Genomic DNA, 21,877 nt, shown 5'->3' on the forward strand with positions numbered 1-21,877 from the left:
TGTTCCGTGGCCGATCACATTGTGGGCGATCAGCCAGGCGATGCCCGCGCCGATCGCGCACTGCACGATCGGCAGCAGTGAGGACCGGACCCGCGTCGCGGCCCGGCGCATGCGAGTGACGCTGCCCTCCCGGGCAGCGTCGAGGGTTTCGCCTAGGCCGGAGGTCAAGTCAGTCGAGGCCGAGCTCGGCGGCGGCACGCGGATCGCAGTCCTCGAGCAGATCGAGGCAGCGCGCGTACTCGTCGGTCTCACCGATGGCGCGGGCGGCGCGGGCCAGCGCGCCGACACTGCGCAGGAATCCCTGGTTCGGTTCGTGGCTCCACGGCACCGGGCCGAAACCCTTCCAGCCGTTGCGGCGCAACAGGTCCAGGCCGCGGTGGTAGCCGGTGCGGGCGAAGGCGTAGGCGGAGATGATGTCGTGGTTGACCTCACCCTCGCCGCCGCGCGCCAGCGCGGCTTCGGCGAGATGGGCCCAGGCGATGGAGGCCGTCGGATGCGCCGCGGCGACCTGCACCGGGTCCTGGTTCTGCAGCAGCGCGTCCTCCGCCTCGATGTTTTCCGGAAGGAGGACCGGCTGCGGTCCGAGCAGATCACCGAAGGAGGTCATGCCGATCATTCTGCACCGCCGCCCGGTTTGCTCAGTAGGCTGACCGTCGAATCACAGTTCCAACAATGCGAGGGGTGTAGCCGCGTGTCCGACAAGAAAGACGACCAGCAGCCGCAGGGCCCTGCCGACCAGGCAGCCCAGCCCGCCGCAGGGGCCAAGGACACCAGCGCCACCGCCGACGCAAAAAGCTCTGCCGACCAGTCCGCCGCCAAGGGTGATGCACCCGAGAGCGGTAAGGACTCCGCGCCCGACAAGTCCGAGGCCGCGCCCGGCAAGCCCCCTGCCGACGCCGCCCCGCCGACCGCAGCCACCGAGGTGATCCCGTCGGCCAACTCCCGCACCGAGGAAATCCGCACCGGCGCACCCAAACCCGCCAAGTCCGGTCCGGCCGGTTTCGCGACCATCCGCTACGAGGAATCCAAGCCCGCCCGCCCGGCGGGCGCGAACCGCGTCCAGCCTCCGGCCGCGCCCCCGCAGGGCTCCCCCGCAGCCGAGTCCCCGGCCACCCCGCCCCAGGGCTCCGGCGCACCCGCTCAGCCGCAGGGCAAGAGCGGCGGGCCGGGGGCCTCGTCTCCGGCCGATGACGCGCCCACGCAGTTCATTCCGATTCAGCGTCCGGCGGACAAGAAGGCTCCCGAGGCTGCGGTCGCCGGGCCGGCCGGTGCCGATGCGGCGACGGACGCGACCACGCAGATGATCAAGATTCAGCGGCCCGGCCAGGACAAGGGCGCCGAAAAGGCCGAAGCACAGGGTGGTTCGGAGAAGCCCGCGCCGGAAGATGTTCCCACTCAGGGGATGCCGGAGGCACCGGGTGAGAAGGATGGAGCGGGCGAGAAGGCCGCTGCCGGTGAAAAGGCCGCGGGGACCGGCGATTCCGAGGCCGCCCCGGCGGCGAAGGATGGCGGTGCTCAGAACGGCGACGCCGGCGCCCCCAACGGCGACGCCGAAACCGTTGTGATCAAGAAGGTCCCGGCTCCGGCCGACGACGCCACCACCGCGCTGCCGATCGTGTCCGGGGAGGCCGGGACCGAGAAGATTCGGGTCTCGGGGCCGCAGGGCCGGGCGGTGAGCAAGCCGCCGCAGACACCCCGGGGGAATATCGGCCCGCGCAATGCCGGACCGCGCGGCAACGCGCCGGTGCAGGACGCGCCGGTGGAGGAGACTCGCCCCGCGCCGCCGCGTCCGCCGATGGGCCCGCGCCGTCCGGCGTCCGCGCCGTCGCCCGCGGATATGCAGCCGACCGCGCCCGCACAGCCGATCGGCGGGCCGCGCATCGCCTCGCCGCAGCGGGTCGGGCCGGGTGCGCCGCAGGGACCGGGTGGCCCGCAGGGTCCGCGCGGACCGCAGGCGCCGAATGCACAGGGCCCCAACGCACCTAAGGGCCCCAACGCACCTCAGGGCCCCGCGGCTCCGCAGCGCCCCGCCGCGCCACAGGGTCCGGCCGCACCGCAGGGTCCGGGTGGGCCGCAATTGGCTCAGCCGCAGCGGGTTCCGGCCGCCGAGGCGGAGGTCAAGGCCGCCGGTGGATCGAAGAAGAAGCTGTGGATCATCGCGGCGGTGGCCGTGGTCGTCGTGGCCGCGATCATCGGCATCATCGCCGGGGTGAGCAAGCACAACAGCGACAACTCGCCGGAAGCGTTGGTGCAGAAGACGATCACGTCGTACACCGACGCGCTGAACAGCGGGAACCTGGACACGCTGCGGGCGGTCACCTGCGGCAACCAGCACGAGTTCTATCAGAAGATCTCGGCGGACCAGTTCACCAGCGTCTACCGGACTTCCAAGGAGCAGAAGAGCATTCCGCTGGTGAAGAGCATCGACGCCATTCAGGTGACCGGTGATACCGCCATCGCGCAGGCGACGGTGTACACCGAGGCGGATCCGACGAAGACCTCCGCGCGCACCTTCGATCTGCGCAACGAGGGCGGTTCGTGGAAGGTGTGCGACCCGCAGCACTGACACTTCCCGTCGAGCACTGACGGATTCGCGGTCCCTGCCGCGATGAACATCACAAAGACCTGGTCATCGGTCCGGCACGTCGGTAGAGTGTGCCGGATTGTCTGGGCCAGCCTTTTCGGCATTCCGGCACTTCAGCGGTTGTACACCGTCTAGGGCATCGGGCCGCACAGCCCGCGGCGATGTCCGGCAGAAGTGGTGCGGGCCCACCGGTTTTCGATTTTGCAGGGAGCTGAACACCATGCCGGAAACGGCTGAGGCCACACAGGCCACCGCCGCCGATTTGGTCGGACGGCACTTTCGTGTCCGCGATCACTACGACGTAGGCCGCGAGAAGATCCGTGAGTTCGCGCGTGCCGTGCGCAACGATCACCCCGCCCACCATCGTGAGGACGCGGCCGCCGCGCTCGGCTACGGCGGCCTGCTCGCCTCGCCGACGTTCGCGTCGGTCATCGGCGCGGCAACCACCCGCTCCCTGATCGGCTCCGTGCTGACCGAGTACGACGTCTCGCAGTTCCTGCAGACCGATCAGATCTTCGAGTACTACCGGCCGATCCTGGCCGAGGACCGCCTCGGCGTGGACGTGACCGTGGAGAACATCCGCAGCTACGGCGACAACGACTTCATCACCGTCAAGGTGACGATGACCGACGCCGATCTGCTGCCGGTGCTGGTCGCGACCACCACCATCGTGGCCCGCAAGGGCGTCGAGGTCGATCCCGGCATGGTGGAGACGGTGTCCGGCGTCGTCATGCACGGGCACGTGGCCAAGCCCGGCGAGTCCGCCGCCGACCCCAATGCGCTGATCCTGCTGGCGCCCGAGGAGGTGGGCGAGCTGGCCGCGCCCGCCGCGCCGCTGCCGGTGCGCACCAACCACGCCGCCGCCGAGCTGGCCGCCGGGTTCGAACTGCCCGCCGGGCGGTCCGCCGTCACCCGCGGTGACCTGGTGAACTACGCGGGCGTCTCGGGCGACCCGAACCCGATCCACTTCAGCGACACCGCCGCCACCCTGGCCGGACTGCCCACCGTGGTGGCGCACGGCATGCTCACCATGGGCCTGACCGCCTCGTACCTGGTGGACTGGCTGGGCGACCCGTCGGCGCTGCGCAAGTTCAGTGTGCGGTTCTCCGGCTTCGTGCCGGTCGAGCCGACCGCGGCGACCCCGATCGACTTCACCGGCAAGGTGAAGTCGGTGGACGCCGAAACCGGTTCCGCGACCGTCGTTCTCGGCGCGACCTCCGAAGGCAAGAAGCTCTTCGGCCGCGCCGTCGCGGAGATCAAGCTGAGCAAGTAGACCGAACGCGGGCCCTCGTCATTCCGGCGCGCTTTTGGCCGGAATCCACTCTGTTGCTGTGGATCCCGGCCAAAAGCATGCCGGGATGACGGGGGTCAGTTCACGCTGGCGTGCATCAGATAGACGTTGTAGTCGCTCCAGGTCGACATGGTGAAGTACATGTCGTCGCCCGTGGACCACGGATGGATGAATCCGCCGTAGAGCTCCGGATATTGCAGCGCGCTCACCGTCACCGCGCTGTCGGACCATACGCCCTGCGGTGAATCCGATTCCCGCACAACCAGAGCCGCCTTGGCAGTGTCCAGGTAGCTCATCTGCCATACCTTGCGCGCCGCGTCGAAGCGCACCGACAGCTCGGCGGCGGGTGCGTCGACAATCGGTGTGGCGGTGACGATTCCGTTCAGGGCGGGCACCCAGGCGTCGGTCTGCCAGTACTGGTAGGCGGTCGGATTCAGCACCTGATCCTTCGGCACCCGGGCCAGCCCGACCCCGCCCAGGCGGGTATTGGGGATGCCGAACATGTACACCCAGTCGCCCTGCGGCACCATGGCCGCCACCTGGAAGTTGGAGACGCCGAAGATGTTCTCCCACTTGGCATAAGGGTCCTTGGTCCAGTGCTCGCCGTGGTCGTCGGAGTAGGCGATGCCGCCGTAGTTGGTGTACCAGGTGCCCGGAATGCTGTTCCAGGTGCGGATCGACATGTAGCTCATGTACTGCCGGTTGCCGAGCGCGAAGCCGGAGGTCGGGATGGTGGTGATCTCGATATTGTCCATCTTGCGGCTGCTCAGCAGTTCCGCCGCGTGGCAACGGTCGTCGGCGACCATGCGGTCGAACACCACCCCGTTGGCCAGATCCCGATTCTTGCTGAAGGCCAGCAGATTCGACCGCCAGTCCTCGCCCATGCCGCCCGGCGGATGGAAGTCGCGGCCCACGGTGTCACCGAAGGCGATGGCGATCTCGTCGGGCGCGCTCTCCCACATGATGCCCAGGTCGGTGCCCTGCACCTGCCAGCGCTTGTCGGTGCGGTTGACCGAGTTGGCGCCGGTCAGCTTGGCCACCTCGCGCACGTCGGAGACCTGCGGGGTGGGCCGGGGCGGTGTCTGCGCGGCCGCCTCGACCGGTGGATGCGCCGGATCCGGTCCGGGCGGCAGTGCGGGCGGATTCGGGTTGGGGAGTGCGAAATTGAACGGTTGCGGCCGCACGATCAGCCTGGGCAGCCCGAGTTGCTGGGCCAGATCGGGTGGTGCGGCGGGCTGATCGGTGAGGTCCGGGCACGGGTTCACGCACGGATCCGACGGCAGTTCCATCTTCACGCGCTTCAGGTTCTCCACCGGCGGCCCCGGATCGACGGTCACCACCGGATAGACCACCGGCACCTCGAGGGTCTTGGGGATCAGCGCCTCGTGCGACGGCTTGGCCTCGGTCGCGCAGGGCCCGATACCCGGAACGCCCGCTGCGGCACCGGGATCCGATTCCGCGGCCGCCATCGACCGGTCCACACCCACGAGGACGCCCGCACCGAAAATAACCGCTCCCGCAGCTGCCACCAGCCGCTTGGCCAATGCACTCAACCTCTCGCCAATCGGGTCTTCCGGACACGTCCGGGCGGAGACCCTACCCGGGGAACCGGACGAACCGCCGGTACTCCGCCGATCTCGATCGAATCGATACCGGCGAGATCAGCGCAGCGCCTGGAAGGTCAGCACCGTGGTCCCGATCCGGATGGCGTCCCCGTCGGCCAGCACGGCCGCGGATTCGATGGATTCCTCGTTGATGTAGATGCCGTTGGCCGAGTGCAGGTCCTTGATGAGCAGTCCGGCCCGGCTCGGGGTGATCTGCGCGTGGTACCGGCTGGCCTTGGGATCGTCGAGGACCAGATCGTTGTCGGTCATGCGGCCGATCTTCATGCCGTTCGGCCCGATCGGGATGGTCCGCCCGTCCTCCATGCGCAGCTGACCGGCGCGCACCGCGCGCGGCATCTCGGTGACGGTCTCGGTCATGGCCTTCGCCATGCGCTCGACCTCGTGAATCTGCCCGGTGCTCAACGGTTCCTGGCGCAGCACCTTCTGCTCCAGCGCGATCAGCGCGGGCCCCGGATCGATGCCCAGCTCGTCGGCGAGCACGGTGCGCACCCGGCGGCAGGCGTCGAGCGCGTCGGCCTGGCGGCCGGACAGGTAGAGGGCGGTGATGAGCTGCGCCCACAGCGGTTCCCGCAGCGGATGCGCACCGGTCATCGACACCAGTTCGCCGACCACGGAAGAGGCTCGCCCCAAGGCGATTTCGGAATCGATGCGGGCCGAGGCGACCAGCAGCCGCTCCTCGTCCATGGCGGTGGCGAAGCTCTCCGCGAAGCCGAGGCCGGACAGATCATCCAGGGCCCGGCCGCTCCACTCCGCCAGCGCCGCACCGAAGAGCCGGGACGCGGCGGTCGGATCGCCGATCGAGGCCGCCTCCGAACCCTCGCGGCGCAGCGTCTCGAAGCGACCCAGATCGCATTCGTCGTCCTCGATTTCCAGCCGGTAGCCGGAGGATTCGGTGCGCAGCAGCGCCACCGGGTCGACCCCGGCCGTGCGCAGCGTCTTGCGGATGTTCGAGACGAACACCTGGAGGCTGGCCTGATAGGAGTCCGGCGGATCGTCGTTCCAGACGATGTCGGCCAGCGCCTGTGAGGACACCGCCCGGCGCCGGTTCACGGTCAGCGCCGCGAGCAGCGCGCGCGGCTTGGGACCGCCGACCGGTACTGACCGGCCGGCGACCAACAGCTGCACGGGGCCCAGGACCCGTACATCGACAGTCATGCCACCTGCCTCGATAGAGACCGCGGCGCGCCCGCCGCTCGAAAATTGCCCGGATTCCGTCACTTTCGACGGAATCCCGACCGTTGAGCTTACTTGGCGCTGATCGAACGTCCCGCCGAGTTCAGATCGTTGCAGGCTTCGACGACGCGCGCGGCCATGGAGGTCTCAGCCTTCTTGAGGTAGCTGCGCGGGTCGTAGACCTTCTTGTTGCCGACCTCACCGTCGATCTTCAGCACGCCGTCGTAGTTGGCGAACATGTGGCCGGCGACCGGACGGGTGAAGGCGTACTGGGTGTCGGTGTCGACGTTCATCTTCACCACGCCGTAGCGCAGCGAGTCCTCGATCTCCGACTTCAGCGAGCCCGAACCGCCGTGGAAGACGAAGTCGAACGGCTGCGCGTCCGCGCCCAGACCCAGCTTGGCGGCGGCCACCCGCTGGCCCTCGGCCAGCACCTCGGGCTTGAGCACGACATTGCCCGGCTTGTAGACGCCGTGCACGTTGCCGAAGGTGGCGGCCAGCAGGTACTTGCCGTTCTCGCCCGCGCCCAGCGCGTCGATGGTCTTCTCGAAGTCCTCGGGCGAGGTGTAGAGCTTGTCGTTGATCTCGGCCTCGACGCCGTCCTCTTCACCGCCGACGACGCCGATCTCGACCTCGAGGATGATGTTCGCCGCGTGCGCCTGCTTCAGCAGCTCCTTGGCGATCTCCAGGTTCTCGTCGATCGGGATCGCCGAGCCGTCCCACATGTGCGACTGGAACAGCGGGTTCTGGCCGTTCTTCACGCGCTCGGCCGAAATGGCCAGCAGCGGGCGGACATAGGTGTCCAGCTTGTCCTTGGGGCAGTGGTCGGTGTGCAGCGCGATGGTCACGTCGTAGCGGGCGGCGACCACGTGCGCGAACTCGGCCAGCGCGACCGCGCCGGTCACCATGTCCTTCACACCCAGGCCGGAACCGAATTCCGCACCACCGGTGGAGAACTGGATGATGCCGTCGGAACCGGCGTCCGCGAAGCCCTTGATCGCCGCGTTGATCGTCTCCGAGGACGTGCAGTTGATGGCGGGGAACGCGAAGGAGTTCTGCTTGGCCCGAGCAATCATCTCGGCGTAGATCTCCGGAGTCGCGATGGGCACAGTGACCTCCGTGTTGTGTGTGGTGCGTACGACAAATTCTGTCAGCTGACACGATAGGACAGCCCTTTTTCTTCAGGGCAATGGCCTCACATACCTCACAAGTTTGTGAGGTTGCATCGACGTTCGGTGTGATGTCCGAGGTACCGGTACTGTGGTGGCCGTGACCTTGCTGGCCGTATCCGATGCCGTGACGACCAATGCCGCCTTGCCCGCGATCTTGGATCCAATGCACCTCCTGACGGAGACTTGGCTCTCGCACGCGGTGCTCCCGGCGATCTTGGCCATCGTCTTCATCGAGACCGGCCTGCTGTTCCCGATCCTCCCTGGCGATTCGCTGTTGTTCACTGGCGGTCTGCTGGCCGCCCAGGCGCACCCGCCGGCCGGAATGAACATCTGGTGGCTGGTGCCCGCGACCGCGTTCGTGGCCTGGCTCGGCGACCAGAGCGGCTACTGGATCGGCCGGAGCATCGGCCCGGCGCTGTTCAAGAAGGAAGACACGCGCTTCTTCAAGCAGCACTACATCACCGAGACGCACGCCTTTTTCGAGAAGCACGGCCCCAAGACCATCGTGCTGGCCCGCTTCGTGCCCATCGTGCGCACCTTCATGCCGGTGCTGGCCGGTGTCTCGAAGATGGACTACCGCAAGTTCGCCACCGTCGACATCATCGGCGCGGTGCTGTGGGGCGGCGGCGTCACGGTGCTCGGCTACTTCCTGGGCAATGTCGAATTCATTCGCAAGAACGTCGAGGCGATCTTCCTGCTGATCGTGTTCGTGTCCGTGCTCCCGGGCATCATCGCGGTGGCGAAGAACCTGCTGCACCGCGGCCAGCAGCCGGAGAAGGCCGAGCTGGCCACCTCGACGAACGAGCCGACCCGCTGAGCCATCGGTGTCGACCAGCCCGCTAACCACTCTCGCTTCCGGAGGCTTCGGCCCCCTGGAGACCGCCGGACCGGTGCTCGTCTGGACGATCGTGCTCACCTTCGTCTTTCTCGAATGCGCGCTCATCATCGGCCTGTTCCTGCCCGGTGACTCCATGCTCATCACCGCCGGCGTGGTGATGGCCTCGCAGGTCAACGGCGAGGGCCACATCTGGGCGCTCTCGATCGGCACCATGATCGCGGCCATCGCCGGCAACCAGGTCGGGTACGTGTTCGGCAGCCGCACGGGGCATCACCTGGTCGCGCGCAAGAACGGCAAATACATCAACACCCGCAATCTGGCGCGGGTCTCGGAGATGCTGCACAAGCACGGCTTCCTGGCGGTGCTGGTGGCCCGCTGGATTCCGTGGGTGCGCACGCTGTGCCCGCTGGTCGCGGGCGCGGCTGGGATGGACCACCGCAAGTACACGATCGCCTCGACCATCGGCGCGGTGATCTGGGCCCCGGTGATCCTGCTGGCCAGCTACTACGCGGGCAGCTTCCTCGAGGACATGTCCTGGCTGATGCCGGCGGTCATCGGCACGCTGATCGTCGGGCTGATCCTGGGCACGGTGGTCGGGGTCCGGCAGTACCGGGCCGAAATGGCGCGCCCCACCGAGGATTTCGATCTCGACGCGGCCGAGGCGGCGACCCAGCCGCTTCCGGTCATCCGGAAGCAGTAAATCCCCGCAGACCTACAGCCCGGCGGCCGTCACCGTGTGTGCGGCCTCCATCAGCTTCCAGCCCGAGAGCTGCACGGACAGATCGCGTTCCGGGTTGCGCGAGGCGCTCACCGACCCGCCTTCGAACCGGCCCGCACCCGCCAAGCCGGGCAGGCGCGCGGGCTGCCGCCAATCCGCGCCGAACAGCGGTTCGCCCTCCACATCGAGGCGGTGCTCCCAGGCCGCGGCCGCCGATGCGCGGACGATGGCCGCGGCCTTGCTGCGCGCGGTCACGTGGGTCGGCTCGTCGCCGGGCAGCATGAGCGCGGCCAGGGCCAGGTAGCGGACCAGGATGCCGTTGAACAGGCCGCCGTCCCCGCCGCCGTCGCCGACCACGATGCCGCCCGCGGTCATGTGCTCCTCGATGGCGTCCACCAGCCGGACCGCGCGCTCGGCGTGCCGCGGCTCGCCGGTGTGCACGGCCAGTTCGGTTTCCAGGCCCAGCGCCACGCCTTGGCAGTAGCTGTAGACCGGCTTCTCCACCTCACCGGACGGTAGATGGATGCCGTCGAAGATGAGTCCGGTGTCCTGGTCGCGCAGGTGGGTGTCGAGGAAGTCGGCCAGTTCCTGTGCGCGCGCGTAGCGGCCCAGCCGGGCCATGGCGATGCCGACCGGTCCGTTGGCCGGGGCATTGAAGAAGTCCGAGCCCCGGCGCCAGGGCACCGCGCCGAACTCCGGCTCGAATCCGTTGACCAGCGTCTTCTCCAGAATGAGCAGCCCGCCGCGGACCTCCTCCACCCCCGCGATGCGCTCGGCGCGCTCCAAAGCGATTGCCAGCCAGGCCATATCGTCGTAGTAGTTGTTGGTCCAGCCGGTGATATTGCGCAGCCGCATGGCATGCGCGATGGACCACAGGCGACGCTGCCGCGCGGGGGTCGGGGCGCGATTGGCGGCGTCGACCGTGCAGTCGATCAGGTGGGCTTGCCACCAGTAATTCCAGAAGGCGAAGCTGCGTTCGCGTTTCATGGCGGGCCAGCCGACCACCCCGAGCTGGGTGCCGGGAACGGCCCACAATCGACGTAGATGCCGGGACAGAACCGCGGATTCCGCCAGGTCAGCGCGCTCGGACCACAGAGCGGCGGTCGGCTCGATATTGCGCCCGGTCCGCGATGTCATGGGACTAATAATGCCAATCGGACACCACTGTTCGTGGCTATTTTGTTACCGAGAGTCGAGCGTCACCACGCATTGCCCAGGTCCGCGTGCTGACGCACCCACGCGTGCATGGCGATACCCGCCGCGACCCCGGCATTGATGCTGCGGGTCGACCCGAACTGCGCGATCGAAACCGTCAGCAGCGCGCCCGCTTTCGCGGCCTCGGTGACCCCCGGCCCTTCCTGACCGAAGAGCAGCAGGCAGTTTCGCGGCAGGGTCGCGGTTTCCAGCGGTACCGCGCCCGGGACGTTGTCCACCGCAACCACGGTCAGCCCCTCGGCTTCCGCGAAGCGCAGCAGCTCACCGGTATCGGCGTGATGGTGAATGTGCTGGTAGCGGTCGGTGACCATGGCGCCGCGCCGATTCCACCGCTTGCGGCCCACGATGTGTACGGCCGCCGCGGCGAAGGCATTGGCGGTGCGCACGACCGTGCCGATATTGGCGTCGTGCCCGAAGTTCTCGATGGCCACGTGGAACGGATGCCGGCGCGCGTCGATGTCGGCGACGATGGCCTCGCGCCGCCAATACCGGTAGGCGTCCACCACATTGCGGCGGTCGCCGTGTTCGAGCAGCTCCGGATCCAGGCGCGGATCGGCCGGCGGCTCGGTGCCGAACTCCTCGCGCCACGGCCCGACACCGTGCGGATGCTCACCCCATTCGGTCGGTCCGGGGGCGAGCGGGTCGTCGGCTGTCGGGGCGGGACTCACCCGGGCGATGGTAGTGGCGGCCGCGCCCGGGCCCGCCGCGAGGCTTACGTGGTGGTGCTGGCCGCGCCCACGACGAGCATCAGCACGATGAACAGAACCGCCAGGATGAGCAGCGCCGAGGAGACGATGCCGCAGATCCAGCCAGCCGTCACCATGCCGCTACCGCCGATGGCCCCGCCCGAATCCCGGATCTCCCGCCGCGCCTTGCTGCCCATGATCCAGGCCACCGGACCGAGCAACTGGCAGAAGGCCAGACTCATGATGCCCAGGATCAGGATGATGACGCCCTGCGGGTGGTCCGGCGGGGGCGCGCCGTAATAGCCCGGGTAATAGCCCGGCGCGGGCTGATATCCGGGGTTGTAGCCGTACGCCTGGGGCTGACCATAGGCCTGCGGCTGGCTGTAATCCTGCGGCTGGCCATAGCCCTGGGGCTGGCCGAACCCGTAGGGCTGGCCGGAATCCTGGGGCTTGTTCAGGTCCACGGGCTGCGGGTTGTGGCCCGGGGACTGCGGATCCCAGCCCGGCGGCGGCGGATCGTATGTCATGCGCAGAATGCTAGGTGGTGGTGCCCACAACCACGTGGTGGTGCTGGCTACACCGGATATTTTCGGGGCTGCTCCCTCGCCCGGGCACCCCGCCACCCGAGACGATTGGAAGCATGAGCGAAACGGCCGCCCTGCCCACCCTCGCGTTCGAACCGCCCGCCCCGCAACCTGATCCGGGCGGGCGCAGCCCGGCGTCACTGCTGCGCACCTTCCTGCTGACGCCCTTCCGCGCACGGGCCTGGAAGGAATTCGCCTATCTGATCACCGTTTTCATGCTGGGCTGCCTGGCCGCGGCCTATCTGTTCCTGCTGGTCTGGGGCGGCGCGATCCTGGTGCTGTTCGTGGTCGGCATTCCGGTGCTGGCGGCCCTGATTCTGGGCGGCCGAGTGTGGGGAAAGATCTATCGGGTGCTGGCCGCGGTGCTGCTGGACACGCCCCTGCCCGAGCCGCCGCCGTTCACCTTCAAGCCCGGCCCGATCGGCTGGCTGCGCGCCGCCTTCACCGACCGCACCTCCTGGCGCGCGCTGCTGTTCCTTGTGCTCGAGGGTGTGCTGGGCGTGGTGGTCGGCTACGTCGTGCTGGTGATCGTGGCCATGACCGCATTCGTGGCGATCTCGCCGATCCCGTGGGCCGTCGGGAACCCCACCAATGTGGATGAGAATGGGGTGACCCATCATTCGATGATCCAGTTCAACGAGTACTACCTCGACACCTGGCCGCGGGTGCTGGGCTTCGCGGCGATCGGCGTGCTCGGCTGCTTCCTGCTGCCGTGGCTGATCCGCGGCGTCTGCTTCCTGCACCGCCTGCTCGCCTTCCTGCTGCTCACCCCGACCTCCCGCGATCTGAAGCTGGTCGAACTCCAGGAGAGCCGCCGCGCCGCGGTCGACGATTCCGCCGCCACCCTGCGCCGGGTGGAACGCGATCTGCACGACGGCGCCCAGGCGCGGCTGGTGAGCATCGCCATGATGCTCGGGCGCGCCGAGGAGCGCCTCGCGACGGGCGGCGACGCGGGCGAGCTGATCGCCCAGGCCCGCACCAGCTCCAAGGAGGCGCTGACCGAATTGCGCGAATTGGTGCGCGGTATCCATCCGCCCGCCCTGGAACTCGGGCTCGGACCGGCCCTGGAGACCCTGGCCGCCCGCTGCGCGATCCCGGTGGAACTGCGGGTCCTGCTGCCGGTGCGGCCCAGCCCGGCCATCGAGGCCATCGCCTACTTCTCGGTTGCCGAACTGCTGACCAATGTGGTGAAACACGCTGCCGCGAGCCGCATCTGGGTGGCCGTCATGCCGGCGGGACCGGGCGCGCTGGCCTCGGGCATGGACGCGCTCTCGGTGAGCGTGCGCGACAACGGTCAGGGCGGGGCACTGCAACCGGCCGGGATCCCGGGCGAAGCCGTTGTGGTGGGCGGGCTTTCGGGCCTGGCGCAGCGGGCGCGGGCGGTGGACGGCTCGCTGTTCGTGGACAGCCCGGTCGGCGGGCCCACCGTGGTCACGCTGGTGCTGCCGATCGCGGGACCGCGATGATCGAGGGCATGGATACCGCAGGCGCGCCGCTGCGCGTGGTGATCGCCGAGGACAATGCCATCCTGCGGGACGGCCTGACCGCGCTGCTGTCGGAGCGCGGCTTCGAGGTGGTGGCCACCGTGGGCGACGCGACCGGTCTGCACGATGTGGTCGCCGGTCAGATGCCGGACGTGGCCGTCATCGATGTCCGCATGCCGCCCAGCTTCACCGACGAGGGCCTGCTGGCAGCGCTCGCGCTGCGTCGCAGCCACCCGGATACCGGCGTGCTGGTCTTCTCGCAGTGGATCGAAACCCGTTACGCCACCGAACTACTGGCCTCCGGCGCGGGCGGCGTCGGCTACCTGCTCAAGGACCGCGTCGCCGATGTGTCCGATTTCGTCGACGCCCTGCGCCGCGTCGCCACCGGCGGCACCGCGCTGGATCCGGAGGTGGTGAGCCAGCTCATGGGCGCTGCCCGGCAACAGGATTCGCTGGCGCGGCTCACCCCGCGCGAGCGCGAGGTGCTGGAATCCATGGCGCAGGGATTGTCGAATTCGGCCATCGCACAGGCCCTCACGGTGACCGAACGCGCGGTCGAAAAACACATCGGCAACATCTTCACCAAACTGGAACTGCCGCCCTCGGATCTGCACCACCGCCGAGTTCTCGCGGTTTTGCGTTTGAAAGGCTAAACGTCGCTGCACGGTTGCGGAGCCGTGGAAGACTGGGGGCATGACTCGGTCGAGTTCCGCGGAATTGCTGAAATCGGTTGAATACTGGCCGAATCACCTGCTGACCATTGCCGAGTGGTCGCTGCTGCCCGAGAACAACCGGCACTGCCGGGAACTGGTGGACGGCGTGCTCGTGGTGGCGCCGCAGCCGCCGCGGCATCAGCTGGCGGTGTGGCGGCTGGCCGCGCAGTTGGAGCGCGCGCTACCGCGGCGGGTGGCGGCCATGGCCCGCATCGAACTGCTCGTCGACGAGGGTTCGCCGCCGACCGTGCGGGTGCCGGACGTCCTGATCGTAGGCGGCGCGGCCGGGGCCGAGCACGCCACCCGGGTGCGGCCGGCGGATGTGCTGGCGGCCATCGAGATCGTGTCGCCGGGCTCGCGCCGGGTGGATCGGGTGATGAAGTACGCCGAGTACGCGGCGGTGGGGATCGAGCACTACTGGCTGCTGGAAACCGAGGATTCGCTGCGATTGCGGACGCATCGGCTGCGAGACGGTCGGTACGTACCGACCGGTGAGTACAGCGGGCAGACGACCCTCGAACTCGACAGCCTCGCACTGCCCCTCGATCTCGACGCCCTCACCACCCTCCGTTCCTCCGGCGCGTCGGTCTGACACCCACGGGTGCATCGTTCCAGCGACAAAGCCTCTGACCTCGCCCGAGCCCACCCGTCGCCCCACCGCCACCCCCAACCGAGGCACTTCGTGCCACTCCGCCTTCTGCTACGAAATTCGGGACTATCCTGGAATTCCGTAAGCCGTGGTTGGAGGGTGTCATGGACCACGCGCGCATTATCCGAACAGTGCTCGGAGTGACAGCCGCCTATCTGATCGCTCTCGGCGCCTGGATGGGCTGGATCGTTCCGCTCACCCCGCCCGGTACCGTGCCGCTCCAAGTGATCACACTGGTCGGTCTCTTCGGAACCTTCCTGGGCCTGGGCATGCTGCTGGCCCAACGCCCCACCCGCGCCGATCGCAAGCTGCGCCGCCACGGGCTCGAGGGCTGGGCGAATATCGAAGCAGTGCATCCGCTGCAGCGCACCGACCATTGCACCGAGATCACCGAACTGGATCTCGAACTGGTCGTGCCGGGCTCGGAGACCTACTACGGGAGCATCGTCTTCGACGTGGAACCGGTCGTGAAGCCGAGAATCACTGTGGGCGGCACGCTTTCGATCCGAGTCGACCCGACCAACCGCGACCGCATCATGTTGTGCCTGTAAGCGCAATCACCGCGTCCGGAAACATATATCCAGGTCAGGGCCACCTGACTGCCCGTTTTGCCTGCTCTTGGCCGTAGCATCCAACCCATGACGATCGCCGAGAAGCAGGACCACAGAGAAGCGCCGCTGGTGCTCGACACCCAGCCGCCGCGCACGCTCGGGTTCACCGATCAGGCGGCGTTCTGGCTCAATATCGGCGTCAGCCTGATCGGGTTCAGCGGCGCGGCCGTCGTGCTCGCCCCGACCGAGGGCACCAGGCTGCCGCTCATCGGCGCGTTGCTCGCCACCGTGGTCGGCACGGTGATCGGCGCGGCCATGGTGGCCGGGCCCGCGGCCATCGGATCGCGCACCGGCGCACCCGCCATGGCGGTGCTGCGCGGACTGTTCGGCACGCGGCTGTCCTATGTGCCGACGGTCGCCAATATCGTGCAGTGCGTCGGCTGGGGCGTGTACGAGCTCACGGTGATCACCCTCGGCGTCTCGGCGCTAACCCACGACCGGGTGCCGCACTGGATCGTGATCGTCGCGGCGGGCGTGCTGTCCACGGTCATGGCCATCTGGCCGCTGGCCGCGGTGCGCGCACTGCGCAAGTACGTGTCGGTGGCGGTGGGCATCGCGCTCGTCTACTTCACGATTCAGCTGCTGCGCCAACCGATTCCGCTGCCCACCGACACCAGCTGGAGCGGTTTCTGGCCCGCGGTGGACTCCACCCTCGCGGTGTCCATCTCCTTCGTCCCGCTGGCCGCCGACTACACCCGGCACTCGCGTTCGGCGAAGACCGCCGCGAGCGCCACCGTGATCGGCTACTCCGTCGCCCAGATCTGGTGCTACGGACTCGGTATCCTCGCGATCCTGCACGCGGGCAACGCCGACAACATCTTCGACACCTTCCTCGGCGTGGCGGCGGGCTGGGTGTTCTTCGCGGTGCTGGTGCTGCGCGAATCGGATCAGTCCTTCGCCAATATCTATTCGACGGCCATGTCCATCCAGAACCTGCTGCCGCGGGTGGATCGCCGCATCCTGGCCGGGCTTGTCGGCCTGATCGTGACGCTGCTGGCGCTGCCCGTCCGCGACTTCAGCAACTACGCCAACTTCCTGGTGCTGATCGGCTCGGTCTTCGTGCCGCTGTGCGCGGTGCTGATCGTCGACTACTTCTTCGGGCAGGGACGGCACGGCTGGAACCTGACCGAGAGCGCGCCCACCCGGCCACTCATGTTGCTGCCGTGGGCCATCGGCTTCGTCACCTACCAGCTGTTCAATCCCGGTTCGATCACCTGGTGGAGCGACTTCTGGACCAAGGCGCAGGACGCGCTGCACATTCACCCGGGCTGGTGGTCCTCCGCTTCGCTGTACTCCTTCCTGGCGGCGGCGGCCGTGACGGCGCTCCTGGTGCGTTTCCGGCGGGCATGACCGGCGACGACCGCGTCTACGGGATGGGGCTCGACCCGCTGGTCGAACCCGATTGGCCCGCACTGACTTCCGACGAGGTGCGGGCCGTACTGGACGCGGACGCGGTCATCGAATGGCGCAGTCCGCGTCCGCTCTCGGCGACCGCGCGGGTGCGGCTGCCGGACGGGCGCGAGGTCATCCTCAAGCGGCTGCCGCGCATTCTGCGCGACGCCGCCGCCCTCGGCGAGGAGCACCGGTTCATGGATCACCTTCGCGGACACGGAATTCCGGTGCCAGGGGTGCCGATCACCGTCGATCACGGCGAATTCACCTACGAGGTACAGGAACTCGGCCCCGGCCGCGACGAGTACGCGGGCGTGTTCTCCTGGTCGCCCTACCGCTCCCTCGATGACGCGGCCGCCGCCGGGCGCATGCTGGCCCGCCTGCATCTGGCCGCCGCCGGATACGACGCACCGCCGCGTCCGCCCCGACCGCTGCTCGCGAGCTTCACCATCTTCTCCTCCGCCGATCCGCTTGCCGCCGTGGCGGATCGGGCCGTCGAGCGGCCCGCGCTCGGCGCGTTCCTGGCCGAGCGCGACTGGCGCGCCGATATGACCCGCGTCCAGCTCCCGGCCTACGAGCGCCTGCATCCGCTGCTCGCCGACCTGGAACCGCTGTGGACACACAATGATTGGCACGGCACCAACCTGCTCTGGCGCGATCACGAGGTGTCCGCCGTCATCGACTTCGGCCTGTGCGACCGCACCACCGCCGTCCACGACATCGCCACCGCCATCGAACGCTGTGCCGTGGACTGGATCTCGATCCGCGATGGCGGTCCCGCGCATGTGCGGTTCGATCAGGTGCGCGCCCTACTCGAGGCATACCAATCGGTACGAAATTTGACCGCCGCCGAATGCCGCGCCCTCCCCGCACTGCTCCCCCTCGTGCATTGCGAGTACGAACTCTCCGAGATCGACTACTTCCTCGGCGTCATCCCCGGCGGCAATGCGAAGAACGCCGAGATCGCCTATGCCGAGTACTTTCTCGGGCATACCGCCTGGTGGACCGAATCCGCGGCGGGCGCCGAACTACTGGCGGCAATCCCCGAAATGTAGTGGTCACGACGAATAGTGGCGGCGAACACAATTGCGCGACTCCCGAATAGCAAGTGCGGGACTTGATTCCGTGACCGCGATCGGATATTACTTGTTTCGTTGCTCATAGCAACGCGAATCGTTCTGCACGCCATCTGAGTTCGTGCAGCCGGGGGTCGGGAGAACCAGGACAATCATGCGTAGCACCATTCGTAATTTCGGTCGTACGGCACTCGTCGCGGCGCTGCCGCTGGCCATCGCCTCGATGTTCGCCAGCGCCGGAACGGCTTCCGCCACCGCGCCCGAGGCCCCCGCCGCCATCGTGCAGACCGTCGCCGCGCCGATCGCGCAGGAAGTCCTCGCGCCGCAGGTCGCGCCGGTCGCCGAGGTCGCCGTCGCGCCGGTTGCCCCGGCCGCGCCGCAGGCCGACGCCGCCGAGATCGCCCCGGCCGCGGCCGAGATCTCGCAGCCGCAGGACATCGCCACCGACCCGAATGCCAAGAACCACGACCCGATCGCCAATGCCGTCGCCGCGGGTGCGGCCGCCGGCGCGATCATCGAAAGCGTGATGTGCGCGGTCACCCTGGTCGGCATTCTCGCCATTCCGGCCTGCGCCGTCGGCGGCGCCCTGCAGGGCGCGCTCATCGGCCTGATCGTCGGCGCGGTCGCCCCGGACGCGGTGCCGCAGATCCTGCCCTGATCCCTCAGGGACAAAACGTGAGAACCCCATCCCGAATCAGGATGGGGTTCTTGTGCATTCGAATTCGATGACCTCTTCGACAACGACCGATTCGATGACCGATACGGTTACCTATTCGATGACCTATTCGGATTACCGATGCGCGCGGGGATCGGCCAACAGGTATTGCGCGGCGGCGTAAGTCCCGAGAATGACGCCCTCGGTGATCCGCCGCGACTTCTCGCCGCGCGCGAAAATCTTTCGCAGCACGATCAATCCGTCGGACAGCGTGAACAGCAGCGCGCCCACACCCAATCGGCTACGCGGATCGGCATTCGGAATGTTCACGCCCGCCACGTTCTTCGCGTCCCGAGCCAGGTCCGGATCCGATGCCAGCGTGGCCGCCGTGCCGAGGGTCGCGCCGTAGGCGGTGAGCGGCACCGCCACCGCGGGAGCCTTGAACCGCATCAGTGTCGCCGCCCCCAGCCAGGCCGCCACCCGCGGCACCGCGATCTGCGCGCGCGGGCGTCCGCCGCGGCGGAACCACAGCCACGAGTATCCGGTCTGCATGACCGCGAATGACGAAGCGCCCGCGATCAATCGGCGATCGTCATCGGGCTCGATGAGCAGCACATCGCCCACCGTGGCCGCGGCCAGCGAGCCGAGCAGCACGGTGCGATCGGTGCGATCCAGATAGGCGCCGTTGACCGCCACATCGGCGGCCAGCAGCGGCATCAGCAAAGGCTTTGCGGCCCATTGCAGTTTCTCCCGGCCGGTGACCGCGCCGAACACGGTCACCGCCGCCGCGCCGACGAACGCGGCGCGGAACGGGCGAGCCATCAGAAGCTGGGTTCGGCCGGAGCCGGCGGCAGCACCGCGACCTGTCCCGCGTAGGACAGGCCCGCGCCGAAGCCGAGCAGCAATGCCAGCTGACCGCCCTTGGCCTTGCCGGTCACCAGCATCTCCTCCATGGCCAGCGGGATCGAGGCCGCGGAGGTGTTGCCGGTGTTCTCGATGTCATTGGCCATCGGGATGTCGTCGGCGAGGCCGAGGTTCTTCTTCATGAGCTCATTGATGCGGGCATTGGCCTGGTGCGGGATGAACACCTCGATGTCCTCCTTGGCCACGCCGGACACCTCGATGGCGCTGGACAGCGCGCGCGGCAGGGTGACCGCGGCCCAGCGGAAGACCTTGGGGCCCTCCATGTGCAGCGACATCCGGCCGATCGGCTCGACCGCGGGATCGGTGCCCTGCATGGCCTGCGCCTTGTTCATGTACTCCAGGAAGTCGACGTCCTGCGCGATGGCCTCGGCGTTCTCGCCGTCCGAGCCCCACACGGTCGGCGAGATGCCGTTCTCCTCGCTGGGCCCGACCACGACCGCGCCGGCGCCGTCGCCGAAGATCATGGCGGTGCCGCGGTCCTTCGGATCCAGGCCGACGGTCATCGTTTCCGCGCCGATGACCAGGATGTACTCGGCCGAGCCGGAGCGGATCATGTCGGTGGCGACACCCAGGCCGTAACCGAAACCGCCGCAGCCCGACGTCAGGTCGAAGGCCGGGATGCCGTTGATGCCGAGGTCGGAGGCGACGCTGGGCGCGCCGTGCGGGGTCAGCTTGAGCCAGCTGGAGGTGCAGAAGATGAGCGCGCCGATCTTGGAACGATCGATGCCGGTGTTGTTCAGCGCCCGGTTGGCAGCCGCCACCGCCATGGTGCGCAGGGTCTCGTCGCCGGAGATCCAGCGCCGGTTGTGGATGCCGGTGCGCTCGAAGATCCACTCGGGGGTGGAGTCCAGGACCTCGCACACCTCGGCATTGCTGACCAGGCGCTGGGGCCGGTAAGCGCCGATGCCGAGCATCGCAACATTTTGATGACCCTTGTTGATTGCAATGCTCACCACAGGTGACTCACACGACCCTTCACAACACCTTTGTCGGACAAAAGACCAGCACCAGGCTAACCCAGAGCAAGGATTCAGCCCAGAGCAAAGTCACGTTAACCAGTAGGTAAGGACTTTTGTCCTCAGCTCAGTGCGAGGTCCTTCAAGCCCAGGATCGAGCGGTATTCGAGGCCCTCGGCCGCGATGATGCCGTCGGCCCCGGTCTCCCGGTCCACCACCGTGGCCACGCCGACCACGATCGCGCCCGCGTCCCGCAGCGCGCGCACCGCGGTGAGCGGGGAGTTGCCGGTCGTGGTGGTGTCCTCGACAACCAGCACTCGCTTGCCCACGATGTCGGGGCCCTCGATCTGCCGCTGCATGCCGTGGGTCTTGGCCGCCTTGCGGACCACGAAGGCATTGATCGGACGGCCCGGCGCGTGCATGACCGCCGCCGCCACCGGGTCGGCGCCCATGGTGAGCCCGCCCACCGAGTCGAAGTCCCAGTCCGCCACCAGTTCCCGCAGCAGCTTGCCGATCAGCGGCGCGGCCTCGTGGTGCAGGGTGGCCCGGCGCAGATCCACGTAGTAGTCGGCTTCCTTGCCCGAGGACAGGGTGACCCGGCCGTGTACGACGGCGAGGTCGCGCACCAGAGCCGCGAGTCTGTCCCGGTCGGTCGTCGTTACCTGCATTGCTGTGTTCATGTCCTTCCGCGTGCGTTGAACAGGCCCCGGTTGAGGCGGGCCGCCAGGGATCGTGGGATCAGTTCGGCGACCGCGACGATCGCCTTGTACTGCAGTCCGGGCACGCTGACCACCCGGTCTTTCTCCAGATCTCGCAGCGAACCGGCCACCACCTCGTCCACGCTCAACCACAGTGGTCGCGGCAGCGCAGCCATATCTATTCCGGCTCGCTCATGGAATTCGGTGCGGACGAATCCCGGGCACAAGGCCTGCACCCGGACTCCGGTCCCGACCAGCGCGCCCGCCAGCCCTTCCGAGAAGGATACGACGTACGCCTTGGAGGCCGAATAGGTCGAGCCCCTTCCCGGGATCAGGCCCGCGGTACTGGCCACATTCACCACCGTGCCCTTGGCGGCGTGCACCATGGCGGGCAGCGCCGCCCGGGTCAGCTGCACGACGGCGGTGACATTCACATCCAGTTGCTGCTGCAGGGCGTCCGGATCCACGGTCCAGAATTCGCCCGTCATGCCGAATCCCGCGTTGTTGACCAGGAATTCGACGCCTTCCGCCACCCGGGCGGCCACCCGATCGCGATCCGCGGAGCGGGTCAGATCGGCGGGCAGCACCTGGGCTCGCGCACCGAACCGCACCCGCACATCGTTTGCGAGGGCGGCCAATCGGTCCTCATCCCGCGCCACCAGCACCAGGTCGTAACCGAGCGAGGCGAGCCGGAGGGCGTACGCCTTGCCGATGCCGGAGGTGGGCCCGGTGACCAAGGCCACCGGACGATGCGCGCCGGGCAGGCGCGCTGCAGGGGAACTCTCGGTCATCGACGGCCTATCACTCGCACGACGGGGGCGCGGTCGGCGATG

22 protein-coding genes are annotated in these 21,877 nt (G+C 68.3%); 11 read left to right on the forward strand and 11 right to left on the reverse strand.

Annotated features, from left to right (window positions below; translation table 11 throughout):
• Positions 1 to 169 precede the first annotated feature (169 nt).
• On the reverse strand, positions 170 to 607 hold the full coding sequence (locus tag ON43_RS33430; protein ID WP_040814037.1) for a DUF3151 domain-containing protein: 438 nt from the start codon (positions 605 to 607) through the stop codon (positions 170 to 172).
• 84 nt (positions 608 to 691) lie between these two features.
• On the opposite strand from ON43_RS33430, the gene ON43_RS42920 reads away from it, so the two are divergent.
• Positions 692 to 2,566: an Rv0361 family membrane protein gene (locus ON43_RS42920; protein WP_051179576.1), complete on the forward strand. Its 1,875-nt coding sequence runs from the start codon at positions 692 to 694 to the stop codon at positions 2,564 to 2,566.
• A 238-nt stretch (positions 2,567 to 2,804) separates the two neighbouring features.
• Positions 2,805 to 3,857: a fused (3R)-hydroxyacyl-ACP dehydratase subunits HadA/HadB gene (locus ON43_RS33440; RefSeq protein ID WP_040813991.1), complete on the forward strand. Its 1,053-nt coding sequence runs from the start codon at positions 2,805 to 2,807 to the stop codon at positions 3,855 to 3,857.
• Between the two features lie 95 nt (positions 3,858 to 3,952).
• Here the strand turns inward: ON43_RS33440 and ON43_RS33445 are convergent, their stop codons facing one another.
• The 3 genes from ON43_RS33445 to fbaA form a co-directional block, all read right to left on the reverse strand.
• On the reverse strand, positions 3,953 to 5,419 hold the full coding sequence (locus ON43_RS33445) for a glycoside hydrolase family 183 protein (RefSeq protein WP_040813993.1): 1,467 nt from the start codon (positions 5,417 to 5,419) through the stop codon (positions 3,953 to 3,955).
• 117 nt (positions 5,420 to 5,536) lie between these two features.
• On the reverse strand, positions 5,537 to 6,655 hold the full coding sequence (locus tag ON43_RS33450; RefSeq protein WP_040813995.1) for a BTAD domain-containing putative transcriptional regulator: 1,119 nt from the start codon (positions 6,653 to 6,655) through the stop codon (positions 5,537 to 5,539).
• 89 nt (positions 6,656 to 6,744) lie between these two features.
• On the reverse strand, positions 6,745 to 7,782 hold the full coding sequence (gene fbaA, locus ON43_RS33455; protein ID WP_040813996.1) for a class II fructose-bisphosphate aldolase: 1,038 nt from the start codon (positions 7,780 to 7,782) through the stop codon (positions 6,745 to 6,747).
• Positions 7,783 to 8,008: 226 nt separating this feature from the next.
• Between fbaA and ON43_RS33460 the strand changes: the two genes are divergently transcribed.
• Together ON43_RS33460 and ON43_RS33465 are read left to right on the forward strand one after the other, a co-directional pair.
• Positions 8,009 to 8,662: a DedA family protein gene (locus tag ON43_RS33460; RefSeq protein ID WP_051179587.1), complete on the forward strand. Its 654-nt coding sequence runs from the start codon at positions 8,009 to 8,011 to the stop codon at positions 8,660 to 8,662.
• Between the two features lie 7 nt (positions 8,663 to 8,669).
• Entirely contained in the window at positions 8,670 to 9,383 is a 714-nt protein-coding gene (locus ON43_RS33465) for a DedA family protein (protein WP_040813998.1), read from the forward strand.
• Between the two features lie 12 nt (positions 9,384 to 9,395).
• Here ON43_RS33465 and ON43_RS33470 read toward each other — a convergent pair whose 3' ends face one another.
• The 3 genes from ON43_RS33470 to ON43_RS45805 form a co-directional block, all read right to left on the reverse strand.
• A complete protein-coding gene (locus ON43_RS33470) occupies positions 9,396 to 10,538 on the reverse strand; it encodes a glycoside hydrolase family 76 protein (protein ID WP_051179577.1) in 1,143 nt (380 codons plus the stop codon).
• Positions 10,539 to 10,600: 62 nt separating this feature from the next.
• Positions 10,601 to 11,284 carry a TrmH family RNA methyltransferase gene (locus tag ON43_RS33475; protein WP_218003436.1) on the reverse strand — a complete coding sequence of 228 codons (684 nt, stop codon included), beginning with the start codon at positions 11,282 to 11,284 and terminating at the stop codon, positions 10,601 to 10,603.
• Between the two features lie 44 nt (positions 11,285 to 11,328).
• Complete coding sequence (locus tag ON43_RS45805) at positions 11,329 to 11,829, reverse strand: DUF4190 domain-containing protein (RefSeq protein WP_174416515.1); 501 nt, start codon at positions 11,827 to 11,829, stop codon at positions 11,329 to 11,331.
• A 113-nt stretch (positions 11,830 to 11,942) separates the two neighbouring features.
• Here ON43_RS45805 and ON43_RS33485 point away from each other — a divergent pair, with 113 nt between their 5' ends.
• From ON43_RS33485 to ON43_RS33515, 7 genes are all read left to right on the forward strand, one after another.
• Positions 11,943 to 13,352, forward strand: a complete 1,410-nt coding sequence (locus ON43_RS33485; RefSeq protein WP_040814000.1) for a sensor histidine kinase — start codon at positions 11,943 to 11,945, stop codon at positions 13,350 to 13,352.
• A gap of 8 nt (positions 13,353 to 13,360) precedes the next feature.
• Positions 13,361 to 14,023: a response regulator transcription factor gene (locus tag ON43_RS33490; RefSeq protein ID WP_051179588.1), complete on the forward strand. Its 663-nt coding sequence runs from the start codon at positions 13,361 to 13,363 to the stop codon at positions 14,021 to 14,023.
• 40 nt (positions 14,024 to 14,063) lie between these two features.
• Complete coding sequence (locus tag ON43_RS33495) at positions 14,064 to 14,675, forward strand: Uma2 family endonuclease (RefSeq protein WP_051179578.1); 612 nt, start codon at positions 14,064 to 14,066, stop codon at positions 14,673 to 14,675.
• A 188-nt stretch (positions 14,676 to 14,863) separates the two neighbouring features.
• Positions 14,864 to 15,283 (forward strand): hypothetical protein, encoded by a 420-nt coding sequence (locus tag ON43_RS33500; protein ID WP_373283517.1) that lies wholly within the window; start codon positions 14,864 to 14,866, stop codon positions 15,281 to 15,283.
• 87 nt (positions 15,284 to 15,370) lie between these two features.
• Entirely contained in the window at positions 15,371 to 16,693 is a 1,323-nt protein-coding gene (locus tag ON43_RS33505; RefSeq protein ID WP_040814002.1) for a purine-cytosine permease family protein, read from the forward strand.
• Positions 16,690 to 17,790 carry a phosphotransferase enzyme family protein gene (locus ON43_RS33510; RefSeq protein ID WP_040814004.1) on the forward strand — a complete coding sequence of 367 codons (1,101 nt, stop codon included), beginning with the start codon at positions 16,690 to 16,692 and terminating at the stop codon, positions 17,788 to 17,790. Before ON43_RS33505 ends, ON43_RS33510 begins: the two co-directional genes overlap by 4 nt.
• A 175-nt stretch (positions 17,791 to 17,965) precedes the next feature.
• Positions 17,966 to 18,469 (forward strand): hypothetical protein, encoded by a 504-nt coding sequence (locus ON43_RS33515; RefSeq protein WP_040814006.1) that lies wholly within the window; start codon positions 17,966 to 17,968, stop codon positions 18,467 to 18,469.
• Between the two features lie 132 nt (positions 18,470 to 18,601).
• Here the strand turns inward: ON43_RS33515 and ON43_RS33520 are convergent, their stop codons facing one another.
• The 4 genes from ON43_RS33520 to ON43_RS33535 form a co-directional block, all read right to left on the reverse strand.
• Positions 18,602 to 19,288 carry a lysoplasmalogenase gene (locus tag ON43_RS33520; RefSeq protein WP_040814008.1) on the reverse strand — a complete coding sequence of 229 codons (687 nt, stop codon included), beginning with the start codon at positions 19,286 to 19,288 and terminating at the stop codon, positions 18,602 to 18,604.
• The gene (locus tag ON43_RS33525; protein ID WP_040814010.1) at positions 19,288 to 20,346 is read right to left on the reverse strand and encodes a beta-ketoacyl-ACP synthase 3; all 1,059 of its coding nucleotides are present in this window, start codon (positions 20,344 to 20,346) and stop codon (positions 19,288 to 19,290) included. The genes ON43_RS33520 and ON43_RS33525 overlap by 1 nt, the downstream gene beginning before the upstream one ends.
• Before the next feature lie 122 nt (positions 20,347 to 20,468).
• Positions 20,469 to 21,014, reverse strand: coding sequence for an orotate phosphoribosyltransferase (gene pyrE, locus ON43_RS33530; protein WP_040814012.1), 546 nt, complete (start codon positions 21,012 to 21,014; stop codon positions 20,469 to 20,471).
• An 8-nt stretch (positions 21,015 to 21,022) separates the two neighbouring features.
• The gene (locus tag ON43_RS33535) at positions 21,023 to 21,835 is read right to left on the reverse strand and encodes an SDR family NAD(P)-dependent oxidoreductase (RefSeq protein ID WP_051179579.1); all 813 of its coding nucleotides are present in this window, start codon (positions 21,833 to 21,835) and stop codon (positions 21,023 to 21,025) included.
• Between the last annotated feature and the right edge of the window lie 42 nt (positions 21,836 to 21,877).

Source organism: Nocardia concava NBRC 100430 (genome assembly GCF_000308815.1).
Lineage (GTDB): Bacteria > Actinomycetota > Actinomycetes > Mycobacteriales > Mycobacteriaceae > Nocardia > Nocardia concava.

Coding starts and splice junctions, on each gene's coding strand:
- ON43_RS33510 (WP_040814004.1), top strand. CDS start 16,690: ATGACCGGCGACGACCGCGTCTACGGGATGGGGCTCGACCCGCTGGTC.
- ON43_RS33515 (WP_040814006.1), top strand. CDS start 17,966: ATGCGTAGCACCATTCGTAATTTCGGTCGTACGGCACTCGTCGCGGCG.
- ON43_RS33440 (WP_040813991.1), top strand. CDS start 2,805: ATGCCGGAAACGGCTGAGGCCACACAGGCCACCGCCGCCGATTTGGTC.
- ON43_RS33450 (WP_040813995.1), bottom strand. CDS start 6,655: ATGACTGTCGATGTACGGGTCCTGGGCCCCGTGCAGCTGTTGGTCGCC.
- ON43_RS33535 (WP_051179579.1), bottom strand. CDS start 21,835: ATGACCGAGAGTTCCCCTGCAGCGCGCCTGCCCGGCGCGCATCGTCCG.
- ON43_RS33470 (WP_051179577.1), bottom strand. CDS start 10,538: ATGACATCGCGGACCGGGCGCAATATCGAGCCGACCGCCGCTCTGTGG.
- ON43_RS33430 (WP_040814037.1), bottom strand. CDS start 607: ATGACCTCCTTCGGTGATCTGCTCGGACCGCAGCCGGTCCTCCTTCCG.
- ON43_RS33490 (WP_051179588.1), top strand. CDS start 13,361: ATGGATACCGCAGGCGCGCCGCTGCGCGTGGTGATCGCCGAGGACAAT.
- ON43_RS45805 (WP_174416515.1), bottom strand. CDS start 11,829: ATGACATACGATCCGCCGCCGCCGGGCTGGGATCCGCAGTCCCCGGGC.
- ON43_RS33495 (WP_051179578.1), top strand. CDS start 14,064: ATGACTCGGTCGAGTTCCGCGGAATTGCTGAAATCGGTTGAATACTGG.
- pyrE (WP_040814012.1), bottom strand. CDS start 21,014: ATGCAGGTAACGACGACCGACCGGGACAGACTCGCGGCTCTGGTGCGC.
- ON43_RS33485 (WP_040814000.1), top strand. CDS start 11,943: ATGAGCGAAACGGCCGCCCTGCCCACCCTCGCGTTCGAACCGCCCGCC.
- ON43_RS33505 (WP_040814002.1), top strand. CDS start 15,371: ATGACGATCGCCGAGAAGCAGGACCACAGAGAAGCGCCGCTGGTGCTC.
- ON43_RS33460 (WP_051179587.1), top strand. CDS start 8,009: ATGCACCTCCTGACGGAGACTTGGCTCTCGCACGCGGTGCTCCCGGCG.
- ON43_RS33520 (WP_040814008.1), bottom strand. CDS start 19,288: ATGGCTCGCCCGTTCCGCGCCGCGTTCGTCGGCGCGGCGGCGGTGACC.